18 protein-coding genes are annotated in these 17,639 nt (G+C 62.8%); 11 read left to right on the top strand and 7 right to left on the bottom strand.

Annotated elements, in window-relative coordinates; translation table 11 throughout:
- Positions 1–5: 5 nt before the first annotated feature.
- On the top strand, positions 6–770 hold the full coding sequence (locus CU110_RS09160; RefSeq protein WP_240665340.1) for a M15 family metallopeptidase: 765 nt from the start codon (positions 6–8) through the stop codon (positions 768–770).
- Here the strand turns inward: CU110_RS09160 and CU110_RS17970 are convergent.
- Genes CU110_RS17970 through CU110_RS09150 form a run of 3 tightly spaced genes read right to left on the bottom strand, consistent with a single transcriptional unit; the run spans position 736 to position 2,656 of the window.
- Positions 736–1,368 (bottom strand): M20/M25/M40 family metallo-hydrolase, encoded by a 633-nt coding sequence (locus tag CU110_RS17970; RefSeq protein ID WP_346427120.1) that lies wholly within the window; start codon positions 1,366–1,368, stop codon positions 736–738. The genes CU110_RS09160 and CU110_RS17970 overlap by 35 nt on opposite strands.
- A complete protein-coding gene (locus tag CU110_RS17965) occupies positions 1,287–1,868 on the bottom strand; it encodes a M20/M25/M40 family metallo-hydrolase (protein WP_346427119.1) in 582 nt (193 codons plus the stop codon). The genes CU110_RS17970 and CU110_RS17965 overlap by 82 nt, the downstream gene beginning before the upstream one ends.
- Positions 1,841–2,656 (bottom strand): FCD domain-containing protein, encoded by an 816-nt coding sequence (locus CU110_RS09150; RefSeq protein ID WP_127735648.1) that lies wholly within the window; start codon positions 2,654–2,656, stop codon positions 1,841–1,843. The genes CU110_RS17965 and CU110_RS09150 overlap by 28 nt, the downstream gene beginning before the upstream one ends.
- 230 nt (positions 2,657–2,886) lie before the next feature.
- Here CU110_RS09150 and CU110_RS09145 point away from each other — a divergent pair, with 230 nt between their 5' ends.
- The gene (locus CU110_RS09145; protein WP_127735645.1) at positions 2,887–4,311 is read left to right on the top strand and encodes an FAD-dependent oxidoreductase; all 1,425 of its coding nucleotides are present in this window, start codon (positions 2,887–2,889) and stop codon (positions 4,309–4,311) included.
- Here the strand turns inward: CU110_RS09145 and CU110_RS09140 are convergent.
- Positions 4,218–5,456 (bottom strand): alpha-hydroxy acid oxidase, encoded by a 1,239-nt coding sequence (locus CU110_RS09140; RefSeq protein ID WP_127735642.1) that lies wholly within the window; start codon positions 5,454–5,456, stop codon positions 4,218–4,220. The two genes, CU110_RS09145 and CU110_RS09140, sit on opposite strands and share 94 nt — an antisense overlap.
- Here CU110_RS09140 and bla point away from each other — a divergent pair.
- The 6 genes from bla (at position 5,455) to CU110_RS09110 (ending at position 11,284) form a co-directional block, all read left to right on the top strand.
- A complete protein-coding gene (gene bla, locus CU110_RS09135) occupies positions 5,455–6,396 on the top strand; it encodes a class A beta-lactamase (protein WP_240665339.1) in 942 nt (313 codons plus the stop codon). The genes CU110_RS09140 and bla overlap by 2 nt on opposite strands.
- Positions 6,281–7,387, top strand: coding sequence for an NADH:flavin oxidoreductase/NADH oxidase (locus tag CU110_RS09130; RefSeq protein ID WP_084208814.1), 1,107 nt, complete (start codon positions 6,281–6,283; stop codon positions 7,385–7,387). The genes bla and CU110_RS09130 overlap by 116 nt, the downstream gene beginning before the upstream one ends.
- A gap of 202 nt (positions 7,388–7,589) precedes the next feature.
- Positions 7,590–8,546 (top strand): NAD(P)-dependent oxidoreductase, encoded by a 957-nt coding sequence (locus CU110_RS09125; protein WP_084208813.1) that lies wholly within the window; start codon positions 7,590–7,592, stop codon positions 8,544–8,546.
- 109 nt (positions 8,547–8,655) lie between these two features.
- Positions 8,656–9,405 carry a class II aldolase/adducin family protein gene (locus CU110_RS09120; RefSeq protein WP_205632697.1) on the top strand — a complete coding sequence of 250 codons (750 nt, stop codon included), beginning with the start codon at positions 8,656–8,658 and terminating at the stop codon, positions 9,403–9,405.
- A 17-nt stretch (positions 9,406–9,422) separates the two neighbouring features.
- A complete protein-coding gene (locus tag CU110_RS09115) occupies positions 9,423–10,097 on the top strand; it encodes a TetR family transcriptional regulator C-terminal domain-containing protein (RefSeq protein WP_084208812.1) in 675 nt (224 codons plus the stop codon).
- Between the two features lie 2 nt (positions 10,098–10,099).
- Positions 10,100–11,284 carry a pyridoxal phosphate-dependent aminotransferase gene (locus CU110_RS09110; protein WP_084208811.1) on the top strand — a complete coding sequence of 395 codons (1,185 nt, stop codon included), beginning with the start codon at positions 10,100–10,102 and terminating at the stop codon, positions 11,282–11,284.
- 61 nt (positions 11,285–11,345) lie between these two features.
- Here the strand turns inward: CU110_RS09110 and CU110_RS17960 are convergent, their stop codons facing one another.
- Complete coding sequence (locus CU110_RS17960; protein ID WP_164850336.1) at positions 11,346–12,365, bottom strand: TIGR02450 family Trp-rich protein; 1,020 nt, start codon at positions 12,363–12,365, stop codon at positions 11,346–11,348.
- 822 nt (positions 12,366–13,187) lie between these two features.
- On the opposite strand from CU110_RS17960, the gene CU110_RS16980 reads away from it, so the two are divergent.
- Together CU110_RS16980 and CU110_RS09095 are read left to right on the top strand one after the other, a co-directional pair.
- Positions 13,188–13,784, top strand: a complete 597-nt coding sequence (locus CU110_RS16980; protein WP_240665338.1) for an MFS transporter — start codon at positions 13,188–13,190, stop codon at positions 13,782–13,784.
- A gap of 141 nt (positions 13,785–13,925) precedes the next feature.
- Positions 13,926–15,890, top strand: coding sequence for a bifunctional 2',3'-cyclic-nucleotide 2'-phosphodiesterase/3'-nucleotidase (locus CU110_RS09095; protein ID WP_084208809.1), 1,965 nt, complete (start codon positions 13,926–13,928; stop codon positions 15,888–15,890).
- A 75-nt stretch (positions 15,891–15,965) separates the two neighbouring features.
- On the opposite strand, the gene CU110_RS09090 is transcribed toward CU110_RS09095, so the two are convergent.
- Positions 15,966–16,271, bottom strand: a complete 306-nt coding sequence (locus CU110_RS09090; protein ID WP_084208808.1) for a hypothetical protein — start codon at positions 16,269–16,271, stop codon at positions 15,966–15,968.
- Positions 16,272–16,448: 177 nt separating this feature from the next.
- On the opposite strand from CU110_RS09090, the gene CU110_RS09085 reads away from it, so the two are divergent.
- Positions 16,449–17,291, top strand: coding sequence for an alpha/beta hydrolase (locus tag CU110_RS09085; protein ID WP_240499536.1), 843 nt, complete (start codon positions 16,449–16,451; stop codon positions 17,289–17,291).
- Here CU110_RS09085 and CU110_RS09080 read toward each other — a convergent pair.
- The gene (locus CU110_RS09080) at positions 17,264–17,599 is read right to left on the bottom strand and encodes a GNAT family N-acetyltransferase (RefSeq protein ID WP_127735636.1); all 336 of its coding nucleotides are present in this window, start codon (positions 17,597–17,599) and stop codon (positions 17,264–17,266) included. The genes CU110_RS09085 and CU110_RS09080 overlap by 28 nt on opposite strands.
- Positions 17,600–17,639 lie beyond the last annotated feature (40 nt).

The following is a 17,639-nucleotide window of genomic DNA, read 5'->3' as shown; positions in this document are numbered from 1 at the left end:
CGCAGGTGACCTGCATTCCCGTGAAGGGCTGTGACAGTACTCTGGTGCCGACCAGCCTCGGGCCGTCATGCCTGAAGGTCTATCCCGCCTACGCACGCCTCGGCATACCCGGGGCGGTCAATGAATGTCTGGTGCGGCGTGCGGTGTATCAGCGCCTGCTGCAGGCCGCACGCGCCTTGCCGGAAGGGCTGTCGCTGGTGGTGATGGATGGCTGGCGACCCTGGCGGGTACAGCAGTATCTGTTCGAGACGCTGTATCAGTCGCTCAAGACGCATGACCCCTCGCTTTGCGAGGCCCAGCTGCTGGCGCGTACGCGGGAATTCGTCTCCTTGCCCAGCCGTGATCCTGACGCGCCGAGCCCGCACCTCACAGGCGGTGCCGTGGATGTCACGATCTGCGATGCCGATGGCTTGCTGCTCGAGATGGGGACGCTGTTCGATGAGGCGACACCTGAGTCCCACGCGGACTATTTCGAACGTCATCCGCCTGGCGCAGACACGCCCCAGGCTGAGGCACGCGACAACCGGCGGCTGCTCTATCACGTCATGACCCAGGCTGGTTTCACCAACCTGCCCAGCGAATGGTGGCACTTCGACTTCGGGGATCAGCTCTGGGCCTGGTACCGGGGCGAGCCCGAGGCACTCTTCGGTCCGGCGGAGATGGACAGTATCGAGAGTCTCTGGAAGCGGTCTCTGCTCGCTGACGACGGCGTAGCATGCGAAGCACGTTGGCCGGCTAGTCGGCGGCATTCTCGATCTCGTTGTGGCTGATGCCGCCTTCGCAGGGGACGAAGATCATGCCGGCGGGAGCGATACGGCCCATGAAGATGGCGTCGTGACCGGCACCGCTGACGATGTCGAGATGCGAGTAGCCGAGCTGGCTGGCGGCATTGCGCACCGCGTTCACGCAGTTGTCGGCGAAGTGCTCGGGGACGAAGTCGGCGGTAGGGGTGAGCTCGAAGGCCAGGCGGTGACGTTGGCTGACGGCTTCGACGACTTCCTTGAGTTCGGCGACCATCGCGGTGAGGGAGTCGGGCTCCAGCGAGCGCAGGTCGATGGTCATGTTGACCTGACCCGGGATGACGTTGCGAGAGCCCGGATGGACCTGCATCACGCCCACGGTGCCGCGACCGTGCGGTGCATGCTCTATGGCGATGCGGTTGACGGCGACGGTGATCTCGGCCGCGCCGAGCATGGCGTCCTGGCGCAGCGACATGGGCGTGGGGCCCGCATGGGCTTCCTGACCGGTCAGCGACAGATCGAACCAGCGCTGGCCCAGCGCGCCCATCACCACGCCGATGGTGGTCTCTTCATCTTCCAGGATCGGGCCCTGCTCGATTGCTCGAAAGGCGCATTGCGACCCGGCCATAGCCGTGTCAGCGCGCCGTCGCCTCGTCTAGCCAGCTTCAGAGGCCGATGCACGCCGGACCCCATCATGCAGGGCGCAAAGCGACAGCCTTCCTCGTTGGTCCAGACCACCACCTCCACCGGGCAGCGGGTCTTGATGTCGTGCTGATTGAGGCTGCGCAGCACTTCCAGTCCTGCCATCACCCCGAAGCAGCCATCGAACTTGCCGCCCGTGGGCTGGGTATCGATGTGGCTGCCGGTCATCACCGCCGGTACGTCCGGGTCGGTGCCGGCACGTCGTGCGAAGATGTTGCCGATGGCATCGATACGGATCGTGCAGCCTTCGGCCTTGCACCACTCGATGAAGAGATCGCGCGCCTGGCGGTCCAGTTCGGTCAACGCCTGGCGGTTGACGCCGCCCTTGGGCGTGGCGCCCAGCTCGGCCAGGGTCATCAGGGATTGCCACAGGCGATCACTGTCGGTGCGCAGCTCGCTCAGGGTGCTGACGGGGGAGGTATCCATCTGGGCAGCTGGTCATCGATTTCCTTCTCGAGTGCCGTCATATGGTGCTCGGCATCCTGCATGTGCTCCGTCATGAGCTGACGGACCTGTTCGTGATCCTGCTGGCGGAACGCCGTGATCAGCCCGGTGTGGTAATGCTGATTGGCGGCATCGAACTGCTTGCGCTCCGGGAGATAGGCCTTCTTGATGACGACAAGCTCGTGCAGCATGTCGTTGAGGAACTGGCACATGAAACTGAGCAGCGGGTTGGGGCAGGCACGCGCCAGTACCTGATGGAACTCGATTTCCAGAAAACGCTGGCGACGCTGGTCCTCGTCCTGTGGCTGATGGCAACTGCAGTCACTGACATTGTGCTCGAGCGCGACCAGATCCTCTTCGCTGAGCAGGCCCACCACCGATACCGCCATCTCGACTTCCAGCAGCCGGCGCAGCTGATAGACCTGGGCGCCATTGAGCGTCTTGAAGTGCAGGAAGCTTCTCAGCATGCGACTGGTGGGCTCCATGCTCGGCGCATTCAGCACGGCGCCGCCATTGGGGCCCGTCTTCAGCGTGATCAAGCCTTCGACTTCCAGAATCTTGAGGGCTTCACGCAGCGTGCCCTTGGCGCAGCCGTATTGCGCCATCAGCGCCTTCTCGTTGGGTAGCCGGTCACCTTCACGCAACCCGTCACGCACGATGCTGCGCCTCAGATCATCGCTGATCAGCTCGGCCAGTTTCTGGCGTTTGGGGGGAGCGCCAGAGCCATTGCTGGTGCGTGACGTGATCAGTGGTGGAGGCGATGTCGGCATGCGATGTCCTGAGCGGAGGCGAGTCATTCATATTTATTCGTATAAATAAGCTTTAGTCGCGGACTTGAGCGCTGTCAAACCCGCAATGCGAACGTGAGCGTCGCGAATTCGATCAAGGACATGACGCGTCGCATCAAAGGCTGCGCATTGGCGAAGTTCCGGGTGGCAGTCTTGAAAAGCGCCTGGTCTGACATAAGGTTTCTCTATTCGACCCCGCGAAAGGAGGCCCTATGGAAACGCATGACTCTCAGCGAACGCGTGACGCCGATATCGTCATCGTCGGTGGCGGTGCCGGCGGACTGGAACTGGCGGTCCGCCTGGCCAAGGCAGGCCACAAGAACGTGTTGCTGATCGATCGCGACACCAGTCACGTGTGGAAGCCGCGCCTGCATGAGATCGCGGCGGGCCTCGGACGGCGTCAGGTCGATGAGTTGGGGTATGCCGGTCTGGCGGAGCAGTGGGGATTTCGCTTCGAGTGCGGCACCCTCGAAGGCGTGGACCCTGAACAACGCCAGATCACCCTTGCGGCCATACCGGGCAGGGAAGATGATTCGACCGCTGAGGTGCCGGCCCGCGTCAGAGGTTATCGCCAGCTGGTACTGGCCCTGGGAGGGGTGACGCCTGACATGGGCGTCGAGGGCGTGCTGGAGCATGCCTGTCTGCTTGACTCGCCGGAAGACGCCGAACGTATTGCCGAGCGCTTCTCGCGTGGCTTGCTGGCCAATCATGTGGCGATGGAAACAGCACCGACAGGGGATTCAGGCGCGTCAGCCACCCAGGACGTCGCTCAGGAGGCAGGTGGCAAGGGTAGCGCTCAAGAGTCTCCGGGGCGGCCGTATCAGGTGGTGATCGTCGGCTCCGGTGCCACCGGTGTCGAGCTCGCGGCGTATCTGCATGAAGCGCGTGGCAGACATGATGCGCCTGCGCCGAAGGACTCGCGGGTCGAGATCACGATCCTTGAGGCCACCGAGACCTTCATGCCGGGGGTCTCCGAGGAACTGCGCGAGGCGATCCATCAGCGACTCGAGGCACAGGGCATCAATATCGAACTGTCTCGTCAGGTCGCCAAGGTGTCACCCGGCAGCGTCGAGATCAGCGAAGGTGACGAGTCCGTGACACGCGAGGCAGACCTGGTGGTCTGGGCGGCGGGGCGTGTGGGGCCTGCCATCGTCGAGGAGATCGAAGGTCTGGCCAGCAACAAGAAGCGTCAATGGAAGGTGACGCCCGGACTGCAATGCCTTGAGCAGGAAGCCATCTTCGCGCTGGGCGACTGTGCCTGCATCGATGAGGCACCCTTGCCACCCACGGCACAGGTGGCCAGCGAACAGGCCGAGTTCCTGGCGGAAGAACTGCCGCGTCGCCAGCAGGGCGAGGCGGCTCAGGTCTTCGAGTTCAAGGATCGCGGCACGCTGTTGTCACTGGCCAGGGCGGGCAGCGTCGGTGAGCTCGGTGGCAAGCTCAGCGGCAAGCTGAGCCATGCACAAGGCAACGATGGGCATGAGGATCTGCAGGTGAGAGGGCGCTTTGCACGCGCGGCCTACCAAGGACTGCAGCGTCAGCATCAGTTCCTGCTGCTGGGGCCGCTCAAGGGCTCAGCCGAGGTGGTCAGTGACGTTCTGCGCCATGCCATGGGACCGCGACTCAAGGTGCATTGAGGCGGATAGGTGCCGGGCCTGAGAATACGCGTGTCCACGTCATGGATATCCCGCAGTCCGCACAGGGCCAGCGTCGTGTCGAGCTCCTTGTGGATGATCTCCAGGGTCTTCGTCACGCCTTGCTCGCCCATGGCGCCGAGTCCATACAGGAAGGCGCGTCCCAGATAGACGCCCTTGGCGCCCATCGCCACCGCCTTGAGCACATCCTGGCCAGAGCGAATCCCGCCATCCATGTGGACCTCTGTCCTGTCGCCGACCGCCGCGAGAATGTCCGGCAGAGCGGAGATGGAAGAGGCCGCACCATCGAGCTGACGTCCACCGTGGTTGGAGACGATCACGGCATCGGCGCCTGCCTGAACGGCCATCTCGGCATCCTCCGGCTCCATGATGCCCTTGATGATCAACTTGCCGCCCCAGCGATCCTTGATCCATTTGATGTCATCCCAGCTCAGGCTGGGGTCGAACTGACTGGCGGTCCATTTCGACAGGGAACTGAGGTTGTCGGCGTCCTTCACGTGACCGGCGATGTTGCCGAAGCTGTGGCGCTTCGTCTTCAGCATGCCGGCGCACCAGCGCCACTTGGTCGCCAGATTGAGCGCGGTGGCCACGGTGGGACGAGGAGGGACACTCAGGCCATTGATCAGGTCCTTGTGGCGCTGGCCGATGATCTGCAGGTCAGCGGTGAGCACCAGCGCGGAACATTCCGCCGCCTTGGCGCGATCGATCAGCCGTCCGATGTAATCCTTGTCGCGCATCACGTAGAGCTGGAACCAGAAGGGGCGTGTGCTGACGGATGCGACATCCTCGATGGAGCAGATGCTCATGGTCGAGAGCGTGAAGGGCACGCCGAAGTCACTCGCCGCGCGCGCGGCCAGCATCTCGCCATCGGCATGCTGCATGCCGGTGAGGCCAGTGGGCGCGATCGCCACCGGCATGGCCACATCCTCTCCCAGCATCTGCGTGCGCAGGGTGCGATTGTCCATGTCGACCATCACCCGTTGACGCAGTCCGATGGCGGCAAAATCAGCCTCGTTGGCGCGATAGGTGGTTTCCGTCCATGAGCCGGAGTCGGCATAGTCGTAGAACATCTTCGGCACACGGCGTTTCGCCAGGCGTTGCAGATCATTGATGCAGGTGATGGTCATGCAGAACTCCATCCAAGGAGAGCAGGAAATAGAGCAGCGGGTCGGCGCGCGCCTTGGTGTGACGGTACTGGATACTGCCAATGGCAGACGTGTCAGCTGGCGGGGTGATGAGCGTTTCCCCATGAGCAGCACCTTCAAGGTGCTGGCATGCGGCAATCTGCTCTCGCGGGTGGATGCCCGTCAGGAGTCGCTGTCACGCAAGGTGGAGATTCGCCCGGCGGATCTCGTGACCTATTCCCCCGTCACCGAACGTCAGGTGGAGGGCGATGGCATGACACTGGCGGCGTTGTGCCGGGCCACCATCACCACCAGCGACAATACCGCCGGCAATCTGATTCTCGATGCCATCGGTGGGCCTGTCGGGCTGACGAATTATCTGCGGACTCTGAAGGATGACATCACACGTCTGGATCGTCGTGAAACGGCGCTCAATGAGGCCACTCCGGGAGATCCCCGTGATACCACCACTCCTGACGCGATGGCGTCCACCCTTCAGCGGCTGCTGCTGGGGGAGGCGCTGAGCGAGGCGTCGCGTCTCACGTTGCAGGGCTGGATGCTGGCCAATACCACGGGAAGTGACAAGCTGCGTGCCGCCTTGCCGGATGACTGGCAGATCGCTGACAAGACCGGGGGCGGGGGGCATGGCACCAACAATGATATCGCCATCATCTGGCCGCCGAATCACGCCCCGTTGATCGTGGCGGTCTATCTGACCGAGAGCGAGGCCGAGCGTGCGGTGCGTGACGCCGCGATTGCCGATGTCGGGCGTCTGCTGGTGTCCGAGGTACTGGCCATCGAAGCCTGCACGTGTCTGGAGGATATCCATGTCCACACTGTTTTCCCCGCTGAAGCTCGGCCCGCTCACGCTGGACAATCGCATCATCATTGCACCGATGTGCCAGTACTCCGCCCAGGATGGCCGGATGCAAGCCTGGCATGACCAGCATCTCGGCAATCTGGCCCAGTCAGGTGCCGGCCTGCTGATCTTCGAGGCCAGTGCCGTCTCCCCCGAAGGGCGTATCACCCATGGCGATGTGGGGCTCTTTGACGAGGCAACGCGTGATGCGATGCAAGGTGTCGTCGAGCGTATCCGTCGTTATTCGCCGATGCCGTTGGCCGTGCAGATCGGTCACGCGGGCCGCAAGGCCTCATGCGAGAAGCCCTGGGAGGGCGGAACTGCCATTACCCCGGGACAACCCAACGGCTGGCAGACTCTGGCACCCAGCGCGATTCCCTTCAGTGAAGGGGGGCCGCTTCCCGAGGCGATGAGCGCCGAGCAGATCGCCCAGACCATCGACGCCTTCGTGGAAGCGGCCCGGCGTGCCGTCGAGATCGGTCTCGACGGGATCGAGCTGCACGCGGCGCATGGTTATCTGCTGCATCAATTCCTGTCACCGTTGAGCAATCAGCGCGAGGACGACTATGGCGGTTCACTGGAGAATCGCATGCGGCTGACGCTTGAGGTGTTCGACGCCGTTCGCGCCGCGATTCCTGACGAGGTCATGCTGGGCATCCGGATCAGCGCGACGGACTGGGTCGAGGGTGGCTGGGATCTCGCACAGAGCATCGAACTCGCCAAGGCGCTTGACCGCCGTGGCTGCCACTATCTGCATGTCTCAAGCGGCGGGCTCAGCGAGCAGCAGCAGATTCCGGTGGAACCCAACTATCAGGTGCCGCACGCCGAGGCCCTGAAGGCGCAGGTGGTCATGCCCGTCATCGCGGTGGGCTTGATCACCGAGCCACAGCAGGCGGAAGACCTGCTGGTGACAGAGCGTGCCGATGCCATCGCCCTGGCGCGTGGCATCCTCTACGACCCGCGCTGGCCCTGGCATGCGGCCGCCGCGCTGGGAGATACCGTCAAGGTCTCGCCCCAGTATCTGCGTTGCCAGCCGCATGGTCTGAAGTCATTGCTGGAGAATCAGCAGGACTGAAGTCCGTGAAAGGACATCGATGACTGACGCCCGCGTTCATGAGCCCTTGCTCGATGATCGCGGGCGTTCTTGTTTGCGCGCCAGCAGGGCGATGAAGGCACGGGGGAGCACAGGACGGTTGGCAGTAATTATACGAGTGTGCAATAGTGACGGAAAATCCACCGTAACCCATTCGCTGCCAGTCGTGACACAAGGAGAGCCAATGCCAAGCCAAGCCCCGATTCTGGGTGTCTACCTGAGTGAATCCCTGGACCTGGACAGCCTCTACGGTGAGGCGCTGCGCCAGCTGGGCGAGGATGTCGTGCTGCAGAACCCGCAGGAGATCGAAGACCCCACGGAGGTCGCGTTCGCCATCTGCTGGCAGCCGGGAGAAGACGCCTTCACGCCGTACCCCAATCTCATGCTTGCCATGTCGATCGCGGCGGGGGTGGATGCTCTGCTCAGTCATCCGGGGCTGTCAGATGAGGTTCAGGTCGCACGGGTACGAGATCCGCATCAGGCATTTCTGATGGCCGGGTTTGCCGCGCATGAAGTGCTGCATCAAGAGCGCGAGTTTGCCGTCATGGCAGACAATGCCACTCGCCGTGAGTGGCAGCCCTTGCCGATGCGTGCGCCCGAGAGGGCGCAGGTGGCGGTGCTGGGCCACGGCAGCATGGGGCGCGCGGTGGTCACTTCGCTGTCGGCACTGGGATTCTCGGTGACGGTCGCCTGTCGCAGTGAACCTGTCGCACCAGTGCAAGGCGTGTGCTATCTGACGGGCGACAATGCGGTGATGGCCGCGGCTCAGGGGGCGGATTACCTGATCAACATCCTGCCGCTGACTCCGGTCACCGAGAATGTGCTGAATGCGACCCTGTTCGCCCAGCTGCGGCCGGGGGCCTGGCTTGTGCAGATCGGCCGCGGCGAGCACCTGGTGGAAGCCGATCTCGATGCGGCACTGGCGTCCGGTCAGCTGGCGGGCGCGACGCTGGACGTCTTCCGCGAGGAGCCATTGGCGTCCAATCATCGCTGGTGGCAGGACGCGCGCCTGCGCATCACGCCGCATGTCGCCAGTGACTCGCTCCCCGAGGTGGTCGCCGAGCAGGTGGTGGCCACGGCGCGCGAGTTGCGCGATGGCCTGCCGCTCACGTTGGGCGTGGATCGCCAGCGCGGCTATTGAGGCCCTGGTCTATTGAGGACCGGAAGGTGGAGGCGTCAAGGCTTTTCAGGGCTCTGCGGAGCCTTTCTCGACCCCAGACAGCGACATCTTGATCACAGGAGACAGCGACATGCAGGCATCAACCATGAGTGACGCGGAATGGCAGGCACGCCTTGATCTGGCAGCCTGCTATCGGTTGGCGGCGCACTACCGCATGACCGACCTGATCTATACCCACATCACGGCGCGAGTGCCGGGTGAGGAAGGGCACTTCCTGATCAATCCCTATGGTTGGCGCTGGGAGGAGATCACCGCATCCTCGCTGGTCAAGATCGACGTCAACGGCGAGAAGGTCGATGACAGCGCCGCGCGGGTCAATCCAGCCGGCTTCACCATTCACTCGGCGATTCATGCGGCAAGCCACTCTGCCAGCTGGATCATGCATACCCATACGCGCGCCGGCGTGGCGGTATCGAGCCTGGAAGAAGGACTGCTGCCGCTGAATCAGATCGCCCTGCAGTTCCATGGTCGCGTCTCCTACCACGACTACGAAGGCATCGCGCTGGATCTGGATGAGCGCGAACGCATCGTGGCAAGCCTTGGCGACAATCCGGCGCTGATCCTGCGCAATCATGGCCTGCTGACCACGGGTGCCTCTGCCGCCGAGATGTTCAACAACATGTTCTATCTCGAGCGCAGCTGCGAGATTCAGGTCGCGACCCTGTCCATGGGCCAGCCGGTGCGCCGTCTCTCGCCCGAGATCTGTGCGCATGTGGTCGGCCAGTACGACATGGCCATCCATGAGGATGGCGATCTGGCACTGGAATGGGATTCCCACCTGCGTCTGCTGGAGAGCCTTGGCAGTGACTATCGTCGATAAGAAGGAGAGGGGCCCAGATGAGTCGCAAGGTGTTCCAGCGCCTTTCCCAGGATCAGCGTCGGCGCGACCTGCTGGAAGCCACGCTGAGCTGTGTCGCGCAGCATGGTCTGGCCGGCGCCAGCGTGCGCCGCGTGGCGGAGGCGGCCGGTGTCTCACCCGGGCTGATTCGCCACCACTTCGGCACCAAGGATGACATGGTGCGAGCCGCCTATGCCTACATGATGGGCCAGCTGACCTCCGATATCGCCGATGCCAGCCCGGTCAGTGATGAATCCTCGGCGTGTCGTCTGGCACGCTTCATCGCGGCGAGTCTCACCCAGCCCAATCTGGCCGCCCACAAGGTCTCCCTGTGGGCGACCTTCATTGGTCGGGTACGTCACGATGCCACCTACTCGGCGGTCCATCAGGAAACCTATCGTGAGTTTCTCGATCTGCTGCGGTTACTGATCCAACCCGTTCTGAGCGCCAATGATCTGCCCGCTGATGACGCCATCTGTGAGGAACAGGCGATCGCCCTCAATGGCTTGATCGATGGTCTGTGGCTGGAAGGTGGGCTGGAACATGGCCTCTATGCCGTCGAGCGATTGCCCGGGATCGCCATGCGAGCGGCAGAGGGCATCCTGCGCCTGCCTCACGGCACCTTGCTTGAGCATGTCGAGATGACAACAACACCCCCACCTCACAGGAGTTGAGCATGCGCTACGCCACCATCACCGAACGATTGAGCGATCTGGGCGGTGACAAATGGGCCGTCCACAGTGCCGCTCGTCAGCGAATTCTGGCGGGAGAACCGATCATCGAGCTGACCATCGGAGAACCGGATATCGCCACACACCCGGCGCTGGTCGAGCGCTGTGTCGAGGCGCTGCGCGCCGGGCGTACCCGCTACTCCGATGGCCGTGGCGAGCCGGGGCTGGTCGCGGCCCTGGCCGAGCGCTACGCAGCGCGCATGCCCGAGATCAGCGCAGACAACGTGCTGTGTTTCCCCGGCACTCAGACGGCGCTGTTCGCGGTGATGCTGGCGCTGGTGGAGGAGGGGGCCGGCGTGCTGACCGGCGACCCCTATTACGCCACCTATGAGGGCGTGATCCGGGGTGCCGGCGGTGACCTGCAGCCGGTACCGCTGCGCATGGAGCATGGCTTCGTGTTGCAGCCGGAAGATCTGGCCGCGGCCATCACGCCGCAGAGTCGCGTATTGCTGCTCAATACGCCGCACAATCCGACGGGTGCGGTGATGGACCGTGCGACGCTCGAGCGCATCGGTGAGCTGTGTCGCGAGCATGATCTGTGGATCGTCTGCGATGAGGTCTATGAAGCGCTGATCTTCGCGGGCGAATTCGTCTCGCCGCTGGAGATCGAGGCACTGCGTGAGCGCACCGTGGTGGTGTCCTCCATCTCCAAGAGCCATGCCGCCACCGGCTTTCGCAGTGGCTGGGCCATCGGCTCAGCGGAATTCTGCCGCCGGCTGTTGCCTGTCTCCGAGACCATGCTGTTCGGCAATCAGCCCTTCATCGCCGACATGACCGAGGCCGCGCTGCGCGGGGATTTCGATACCACCGAGCGACTGCGCGAGGCACTCGGGCGCCGCGCGCGCCTGGTCCATAAGGCGCTGGCGGCTATCCCGCAGCTGTCCTCCAGCCTGCCCCAGGGCGGCATGTTCCTGATGGTCGATGTCTCACGCACCGGCCTGGACGGTGAGCAGTTCGCCTGGCGGCTGCTGGAACGGCAGCAGGTCGCGGTAATGCCCGGCAGTGTCTTCGGCGACTGCGGAAGGCCACTGGTACGTGTTGCCCTCACCGTGCCGGATGACACCCTGCTGAAAGCCGTGCAGCGCATGGCGACACTGTGTGATCAGCTGGAAGGGGAAGTCATCGTTTGAGGACGCACAAACGCCGCTCATGAGCGGCGTTTGTGCGTTCAGCGATGCTCATTTCAGGAAATCATTTCCAGCCCATCTGCCAGACATCGTCCTGCTTCAGCTCACGCCAGCCCAGCACGTGATCGCGATGTGTCAGCACCGCCTGCAACACGACCTCGACCACATGCTCATCCTGATCATCACGAATCACGCGCGTGACGATGAAATGTCGCTCACGATTCCTGGGTGTCACGGCGGTCCATTTGCTCTGCAACAGCTTTTCGGGGTTGATGCGGTTCATGCCACTGCCCGAGCGGCGTTGCTCGCGCTCCTGCAGGTAGCGGGCAGGCGTGGTGCCGAGCAGCTTCTTGAACATGCTGATGAAGGCGTTGACGGACTGATAACCGACGTCTTCCGAGACGCGCTGCACGCTCATGCCCTCGGCCAGCAGGCGGATCGCCACCACCAGGTGGAGTTGCTGGCGCCAGCGGCTGAAGCTCAGGCCGGTGTCGCGCTGGATCAGGCGGGCGAGGGTGCGTTCGCTCATCGCCAGTTCGCTCGCCCACTCGGCCAGGGTACGCCGATCATCCGGTGTCTTGATCAGGGCATCGCTGATGCGGGTCAGCCGCGGATCTTCAGGCAAGGGCAGATGCAGACGTTCGCTGGGCATGCAGGCCAGTTCTTCCAGCAGGACATCGACCAGCCGCGCTGTCGGCCCTTGTTCAGGATATGGCTGGGGCAGCTCCGCCAGACGCAGCACCAGCTCGCGCAGCAGGGGCGAGATCGACAGCGTACAGCTGTGGCTCGGCATCTCGAGCGCTCCGGGCTCGATGAACAGGTGGCACACGCGGCCGCCACGGGTCAGGTGGTTGCTGTGGGGCAGGTTGCCGGGAATCCAGACGCCGCTGTGCGGTGGCACCATCCACAGCCCTTCCGGCACGCGGCTGGTCACGACGCCATGCAGGGCGATGACCAGCTGTCCCTTGCGATGCTGGTGGATCGGGACTTCCATCACCTGCTGACCGGTATCCACATGCAGGGCGCTGGCCGGAATCTCGTAGATGTCCGGGTCATGTTCGCAGACGCTGTTGGAGAAGGGCACGTGGCTGACATGTCGGCTCGCAGATTGTCTGATTTCAGGTATCTGATGTCATGATGGCTCAATTCTGCAGCGATATTGGCGATTACGCTATCGTTAATCTGCGCGGGAATTCACCTCTGATGTGTCGTCCCGCTATCTGTCCGTTCCAAGTTCGCTGCGAGCGTCTCATGACTGAACTCTGCCACTCTTCTCCTGTTCGGCGATTGAGCCATCCTGCCGTGTTGATCGCCGGCATCCTGATGATTGCCATGAATCTGCGTGCGCCCTTTACCAGTATCGCGCCGTTGCTTGAGCGTCTGCAGGTGGCGCTGGGCTTCAATGCCACGTCGGCAGGGTTGCTGATGATTCTGCCGCTGTTGGCGTTCGTCGTGGTGTCCCCCTGGGTACCCCGTCTTGCACGGCATGTGGGGCTTGAGCGCAGTGTCTTCCTTGCCTTGCTGGCGATCGCCGCCGGCATCGTGCTGCGGGTGCAGGGCAACACGCTGTCGCTCTATGTGGGGATCGCCTTGATCGGGGCGGGCATCGCGGTGGGCAATGTGCTGTTGCCCAGTCTGGTCAAACGCAGCTTTCCCCGACACATCGCGCTGCTGACCTCCTGCTATGTGCTGACCATGGGCATCATGGCCGCCATCGCCTCGGCGGTGATGGTGCCGCTGGCGCAGGACAGTGCGGATGGCTGGCAGTTCGCGATGCTCATCGTGGTCATCCTGCCAGTGGTGACGATGGTGGTGTGGTGGCCACAGTTGTCGCATCGCTCCCTACCGACGGCGGTGAAGGAAGCGGAAGGAGCCGAGAAGGGCCGAGAAGGGTGCCGCGCGGCCGGTGCGTCAGGCAGCCGTGTGGCACTCGCCACTGGCCTGGCAGGTGACGCTGTTCATGGGGATCAATTCGCTGCTGTTCTATACCGTCAACAGCTGGCTGCCGAGCATGCTGGCGGACAATGGCTTCTCGCCGGAAAAGGCGGGCTCGCTGCATGGTCTGCTGCAGCTGGCTTCGGCCTTGCCGGGATTGATTCTGGTGCCCCTGATGCCGCGCCTGAAGGATCAACGCCTGATCGCCTTCGCGACGCCTTGCATGTCGCTGGCAGGGTTCATCGGGCTGTGGCTGATGCCGGGGTGGGCGCTGGTGTGGGTCTTGCTGCTCGGTGCGGGGTCCGGGGCCAGCTTCATTCTCGCCCTGTCGTTCATGGGGCTCAGAGCGCGCGATGCCATGCAATCGGCGTCGCTGTCGAGCATGGCGCAGACCCTGGGCTATCTGCTCGCGGCCATGGGGCCGCCGTTGATCGGCGCGCTCTACGATCGGCAGGGTGACTGGCAGCTGGCATTGATGGTGTGTGCCTCCCTCAGTGTGCTGATGGCGGGGATCGGCTGGCTGGCGGGCAGGGACCGCCAGTTGCCTGAGGCGTCGGCATCTGAATAATGGAGCGATGCCCCTGAAGGGCCACAGGAACATCCCCCCATGACAAGGAAGTGAGAGATGGCGAATGCATCATCCGGAAGAAAAGGTCAGCCGGCCTCTGGTACCAAAGAGGCTGCGGGGGACACCCGGCGTCCGCGTGCAATGCGTCGCCTGCGGGCAGCCATCCTCGGTCTGGCCAGCATTGGGGGTGTCGTGATGATCGCTCAGCCAGCCAATGCCGCGACGCTGTCACTGCGGGTGATCGAGACCACCGACATCCACGCCAACGTGATGGATTACGACTATTACAAGGATCGTCCCACCGTGCGCATCGGCCTGGTGCGTACGGCGAGCCTGATCAAGCAGGCGCGTTCCGAGGTGGTCAACAGCGTACTGCTCGACAATGGCGACCTCATCCAGGGCAGCCCGATGGGCGATTACATGGCGGCGGAGGGTCTCGAGGAGGGTGATGTCTTCCCGGCCTACAAGGTCATGAATCAGCTGGATTACGATGTCGGCAACATCGGCAATCATGAGTTCAATTACGGGCTCGAGTATCTCGAACGGGCGCTTTCCGGCGCGCAGTTCCCCTATGTGAACGCCAACCTGCTGGATGCCACGACCGGCGAGCCGTACTTCACGCCGTATCAGATCACCCCCCATGCCTTCACCGACAGTGAGGGCAACGCTCAGACGTTGAAGGTCGGCTATATCGGCTTCGCGCCGCCGCAGGTGTTGACCTGGGACCGCAAGCACCTCAAGGGCCGCCTGACGGCCGAGGACATCACCGAGAGCGCCAGGCGCTGGGTGCCCGAGATGCGCCGGGCGGGCGCGGATGTGGTGATCGCCATCCCACACTCCGGCATCTCGACTGACCCTTACCGGGTGATGGCCGAGAATTCGGTGTATTACCTTTCGCAGGTGGAAGGCATCGATGGCATCGCCTTCGGGCATGCCCATGCGGTCTTCCCCAGCGAGGAATTTGCTGAGGTGCCGGGGGCCGATATCGCCAAGGGCACCCTCAATGGGGTGCCGGCGATGATGCCGGGGCATTGGGGCAGCCATGTGGGCGTGATGGATCTCGAACTGAGCAATGACTCGGGCCAGTGGCGGGTGGTAAGTGGCCAGACAGAGGCACGCCCGATTCAGGTGGGTGGCGAGGCGCAGGTGGGGGAAGATGCCGAACTGGCGGCGTTGGTCGAGCATGAGCACGACGCCACGCGGGAGTACGTCAATCGCAGCATCGGCCGCGCCAGTGCGGCGATGAAGAGCTATCTGGCGCTGGTGCAGGACGACCCGACGATCCAGATCGTCAATCGTGCCCAGGCTGATTACGTTAAACGCTTCGTCGAAGGCGACCCGGATCTGGAAGGCTTGCCGATTCTCTCGGCGGCCGCGCCGTTCAAGGTCGGTGGCCGTCACAATGACCCGACCCAGTTCACCGAGATGGAGGCCGGCGAGCTGAGCTTCCGCAATGCCGCCGACCTCTATCTCTATCCGAATACGCTGGTGGCGCTCAAGGTCACCGGCAAGGAAGTGCGGGAATGGCTCGAGTGCAGCGCCGGCCAGTTCCATCGCATTGACCCGGATCTCGCCACGCCCCAGCCCCTGATCAACTGGGAAGGGTTCCGCAGCTACAACTTCGACGTGATCGACGGCGTCGACTATCGGGTGGATGTCACGCAGCCGGCGCGTTACGACGGCAATTGTGCGCTGATCGACGCCGATGCCCACCGTATCCAGGGGCTCACCTACCAGGATGAGCCGGTCAAGGACGACGATGTCTTCCTGCTCGCGACCAACAACTATCGCGCCTACGGCGAGGACTTCCCCGGCACCGGAGAGTCGCATGTCGCTTTCGCGTCACCGGATGAAAATCGCAGCATTCTGGCCCAGTACATCTCGCGCCAGACGCAGCAGCAGGGCGCGGTGGACCCTGCGGCGGATCACAACTGGCGGCTGGCCGCGATCGACACGGACACCCCGCTGGACATTCGCTTCACCACCGCCCCCGGCGAGGATGCGCAGCAGTTCATCGATGCCCAGGCGGTCTATCCTATGACGCTGGTGGATCAGGACGAGATGGGCTTTGCCCGCTATCGCGTCGGGCTGGACCGGATGAAATAGCCGAGGTAGCTCATTGTTGAGCACGTAGTTATTGGCCTGGATTCAGGTGGGAAAAAACGCCAGTCTCACTGCGGATCAGCGCCAGGGCGCATGCAAGGCGATGCTCAGCAGCACACGTTTGCCGCGCTCGATGCGGCTGACGCTGTGTTCGTGAAGGTCGGGGCGAAACAGCACCACGCGGTCCGCGAGGCGAAATAGGCTGCCATCGGTCTCGAAGACACCGCCCTGACGGGGTTTCTTGAGCACGATATTGAGCTTGTAGTAGCTGCCGCTACCCATCGGGTCGTTATGACGCATCACGCTGTGGCCCTCGGGGTAGGTCACCAGATTGATGGTCAGGCGGCGAAGATCGAGCAGACTACGGTTGATGACACGGGCCATTGGGCTTTCCCTTTGAAGATTGCGGCTATTGAAACGTATTTTGAGCAATCAATCAAAATCGTGCTTGAGTGATCGCTCAGGAATCCGTAAGGTGACACCACGTTCACGGCGCACAAGGTTCGGCAATCGAGATCGCCGAGGCCGTGATTGAGAATCGAGCAAGCAAGGAGGTCAGCAATGAGCCACGACAACGTGACAATGGAAGCCCTGGAAACCCGTTATGCGATGATCGAAGGTCACCGCATTGCCTACAAGGAAATGGGGGAAGGTCAGCCGCTGTTGTTGATTCACGGCATTCCGACCAACAAGCTGATGTGGCGCGATGTGATGCCGGAATTGGCCAGACATTACCGTGTCATCGCCCCGGACATGCTCAACTATGGCGAGTCGGACATGCCGGTGGATGCTGATGTTTCCATCAATGCCCAGACACGCATCTTCATCAAGCTGATGGATGCGTTGGGTGTGGCAAGTGCGGATGTCGTCTCGCATGATATCGGTGGGGGTATCGGTCAGCTGATGGCGGTCAACCACCCCGAGCGCGTTCGTCGCCAGGTGCTGATCGACAGCGTATGCTTCGATTCCTGGCCGATTCCGGAGTTCAAGCAGCTGCTGGAGCCGGGCGTCGAGGAAGCCACCAGCGTCGAGGAATTCATCAGCACCATGCGCGGCTTCATGCCCAGTGGTGTGCATGATCCGGCGGTGGCGACCGAAGAGATGGTCGAGCGCTACGTGTCCCAGTGGAACAGCGAGCAAGGCAAGGCAGCCTTCTTCCGCAACATGCGTCGTCTCAACAAGGAATACACCCAGGCCATTGCCGGTGAGCTCAAGAATATCGAGATCAAGACTCTGGTGCTGTGGGGCGACAAGGACAACTTCCAGAAGCCGGATTACGCCCCGATGCTCACAGATGCCATCCCGGGTGCCGAGCTGATCTGGGTGAAGGACGCCGGTCACTGGGTCACTGACGAGAAGCCCGAAGAAACCGTGCGCTATATCTTGAATTTCCTGGCGCGCTGAGAGATCAACCAGCTCAGACAGGTGGAGCCGATACCGCGTCCCTGCCACTGGGCCACCAGCTGCAGGTCACGCAGATACACCATGTCTTTCAGCGACTTGAGGCTGATGAAGCCGATCCATTCGCCATTGAGGCGCACGGCGAAGTTCTTGTTGTCCTGCCATTTTTCCTCGAATTGCTCTGCATCCCAATGGAAACCATGACGCTTGTAGGTCGCGAGCATGTTGCCACAACTCAGCCGTTGCGCCGCTGCATTCAGGTAGCGGTTGGCAGGTGTGTCGTAGATGGGGGAAATGCTGAGATCATCCATGATCCTTCCGATTCTTCGCGTCGTCTGGAGATCGTTGCGC

Origin of the sequence: Cobetia sp. ICG0124, from assembly GCF_004006355.1 — a bacterium.
GTDB classification, from domain to species: domain Bacteria; phylum Pseudomonadota; class Gammaproteobacteria; order Pseudomonadales; family Halomonadaceae; genus Cobetia; species Cobetia marina.
The sequence above is the reverse complement of the archived record's forward strand: the minus strand, read 5'-3'. Positions and strand labels throughout refer to the sequence as shown.